Consider the following 2,920-nt stretch of genomic DNA (forward strand, 5'->3'; position numbering starts at 1 on the left):
GTCAAGGGTCTATGGCCGGTGCGTAACCCTGCGGGAATCTGGCCAGAGTTGGCGACAGCGGTCTTCGTCGGCTGAGCCTGTTCGTTCCCGTGAACGATCCCCTTGAGGCGATCGCAGGAGGCTATGATCACGGCCTCGGGCTGTCATCGTTTCTTGGTCTCGTGAATCTCCTCGCGTGCTAGGTCCACGAACACCTTGAGCGCGTTAACTGCCCGGTCTACGGCCTCTCCCGTCGGTTGACTTTCGATTCTCTGGGCCAGTCGTGCAAGTTCTCGGGCTGCGTCCCGGGTCTCTTGAGCGCATAAGAGGTTGATAGTCGTGCGACCAGACTGGATAGCGTGCAGCCACTCGACTCGTTCAGTTGGAGAGACGGTGGACACGTGCCGGAAGCGGTCTATCAAGAGGCTGTTGTTCTCCGCGAAGGCGGAGATGGCGTCGATCTTCTTCTCGCTAAGCCACAATTGATGCCGGTTCCTGTGCGTGACCGTGGCCCCTACGGCTGCGCCTACGGCAGCACCAATGAGCCCAACCCCGGCAGCCAGCAATGTGGTCAGTGAGGCGTCATTCATAGTCCACGGTTATACACGATCCGAGTCCCCAAGACCGCCAGGGAATGCATGCTGCAACCTCCTATGCGCGACTGCCGCTACGCCTTCGCCCTGGCTCTTACCGCACGCGTCTCAGTCATTCCCGCACGCCGAAGGGTCCACGGGGACGAATCAGGCGGTCGGACGCCAACGCCTGGGATGACTTCGCCCGGCGCGACCACCGCACGAGCTGCTCACGCTCATCGTCAGTCAGGGTCAGCTCGGTCTTGGGTCGCCCGGAGTCGGGATCGTTGTGGCCGTGTGCCGTCACTCAAACTCGGGGCGCTAAAGCCCCCAGAGGGCAGGGACCAACGATTAAGGGCGCCTACCTCGCCGATGAGAGGACTACAAGATTGGCGCCCTGGCCCATCTCAGTCGGGGAACGATGACCGGACCAGCGGCACGGCCGGGACCTCACCGGGCACCTCACGGATTCCGCCGAAGGGGCCCGCCGCTTCACGCCCCGTGCCATACTTTTCAGGTAAAGACCTGGCAAGTTGTTAGTTTATAACAGCTGTGTCCTTTGCGAGTCCTGTGCCATTTTGCACCATACGAGGGAAATTTGATGTCTTCGACGAGCGGGACGTTCGAAAGCCCGCTGGAGGCTGTGCTTGACGCGTTGGTGGGGATGGACCAGAACGGGGTGATCCGGTTTGTCAATCGCCAGACCGAGTCGCTGTTCGGTTACGACCGCGACGACCTGATCGGCCAGCGAATTGAGACGCTGGTGCCGGAGTCTCTGTGGCAGATCTACGCCGAGCACCGGGAGCGCTACTTCGCAGACCCCAAGGCTCGGTCTTCTGGACTCGATCTGGTGTTGATCGGACGACGACAAGACGGCACCGAGGTCCCTATCAACATCAGCATGTCCCACATCGACACTGGGGACGTCTTGTTGGTGGTCACGGCGGTGCGCGACGTGACCCAACGGCAGCAGGCAGTCAAGAACGCACAGCTCACAGCGGCGATCGTGCAGTATTCGGACGAAGCCATCATCAGCTGTTCACTCGACGGAATCATCACGAGCTGGAACCCGGCGGCCGAGCGGATGTATGGCTACCTGAGCGCGGAGGTCATCCGCAGGCCCGCCAAGCTCCTGACTCCCAAGGATCGAACGACCGAAATCGGCGCCATCCTGGAACAAATCAAGGTCGGCCAACATGTCGAGCACCTCCAGACCCTGCACGTCCGAAAAGACGGAAGGGCGTTCTCGGTCTCGGCCACGATCTCGCCGATCTTCGACGCGGATAGCGCGGTCGTCGGCGCGGTCGTCATCTGCCATGACGTGACCGCACCAAAGCTTGCAGTTCGACACACCCGGAACTTGATCTACGCAGCCCTGGACTCATTGCTGGCGATAAGCCCCGAACGGGCGCTCACCGACGTCGAAGAGACCACATCAAGGCCACAAAGATCCCCCAGGAATAGCTGATCGGTACCCACATCGCGCGGTGATACCTCAGACACCATGTTGCTGCCCTCTTCCCGCCGGATCAGCGGCGACACCCTCGGAAGTGCGTGCCGACAGGGCCTCGCAGTTGTGTCGTCGGACCCTGAAACGGTCGAGTACCGCGCGCAGTACCTCGACCTCACGTTCGTATGCCGTGCGGTCGGCACTGACGATCCGCAGGTGGCCGACGACGAGTCGAGGGACGTCGGCTGGTTCGAGGCCGATGCGCTGCCCGCGTCCCTGATGAGGTCGTCGCAGGAACGCATCGCCCACGCGCTGGCCTACCGCGCGCACCCGGAGAACGGAACCTGGTTCGCCCGCCCGTCGTAGCCCCGTGGCCGTAGGGACGAGCGAAGGTCACCGGCCCTTCGCGGGTTGGTACGGGCGACGGGCGGGCCATAAGACCAAGCCGGTAGGGGTCACCAGAGGCCGCCTGGGCCGTCAAGACCGACTGAACATCGGAGGTGCAGGAGCCTTCTTACAGCGACGTACGACGACTCACTGGCATAGTCACTGCCGCCCGGTAGCCGATCCCGTTGGGAACACCTGGCCGGCACCCTCCGACGTGACAAGCGCCCGAAATGCGGCAAGCAGATGCGGATGTTTGACCTGACTCACCGGTGTGCTTAGCCGCGGATCAGGCAGGTTCCATTCGGTGGGTTCACGGCTGGCGTTAACCGCCCTGATGGCAAGAGCGGCTGGCGCCTGACCTCGTTCAAATCGGCGCCGCGGAGAACCTCAGCCGGGACTGGCAGAAGGTGTTGGGCTGTGGATCCTGAGAGAATGAGCCGCGAGGGGCACGAAGGACGCACACGCCCCGACAAGCGGCTGCGGTCACTGGACGACTTTCTCTTGGCAGCGAGGGCTGGGTTGTCCAGCGTAA

3 protein-coding genes are annotated in these 2,920 nt (G+C 62.5%); all 3 read left to right on the forward strand.

Annotated elements, in window-relative coordinates:
- Positions 1 to 380 precede the first annotated feature (380 nt).
- Entirely contained in the window at positions 381 to 557 is a 177-nt protein-coding gene (locus tag H7290_RS17965; protein WP_290515390.1) for a hypothetical protein, read from the forward strand.
- A gap of 553 nt (positions 558 to 1,110) precedes the next feature.
- Positions 1,111 to 2,019: a PAS domain S-box protein gene (locus tag H7290_RS17970; RefSeq protein WP_290515391.1), complete on the forward strand. Its 909-nt coding sequence runs from the start codon at positions 1,111 to 1,113 to the stop codon at positions 2,017 to 2,019.
- A 36-nt stretch (positions 2,020 to 2,055) separates the two neighbouring features.
- Positions 2,056 to 2,367: a hypothetical protein gene (locus tag H7290_RS17975; protein ID WP_290515392.1), complete on the forward strand. Its 312-nt coding sequence runs from the start codon at positions 2,056 to 2,058 to the stop codon at positions 2,365 to 2,367.
- Positions 2,368 to 2,920: the final 553 nt, after the last annotated feature.

It is taken from the genome of Aeromicrobium sp. (assembly GCF_014378035.1).
Lineage (GTDB): Bacteria > Actinomycetota > Actinomycetes > Propionibacteriales > Nocardioidaceae > Aeromicrobium.

Coding starts and splice junctions, on each gene's coding strand:
- H7290_RS17975 (WP_290515392.1), top strand. CDS start 2,056: ATGTTGCTGCCCTCTTCCCGCCGGATCAGCGGCGACACCCTCGGAAGT.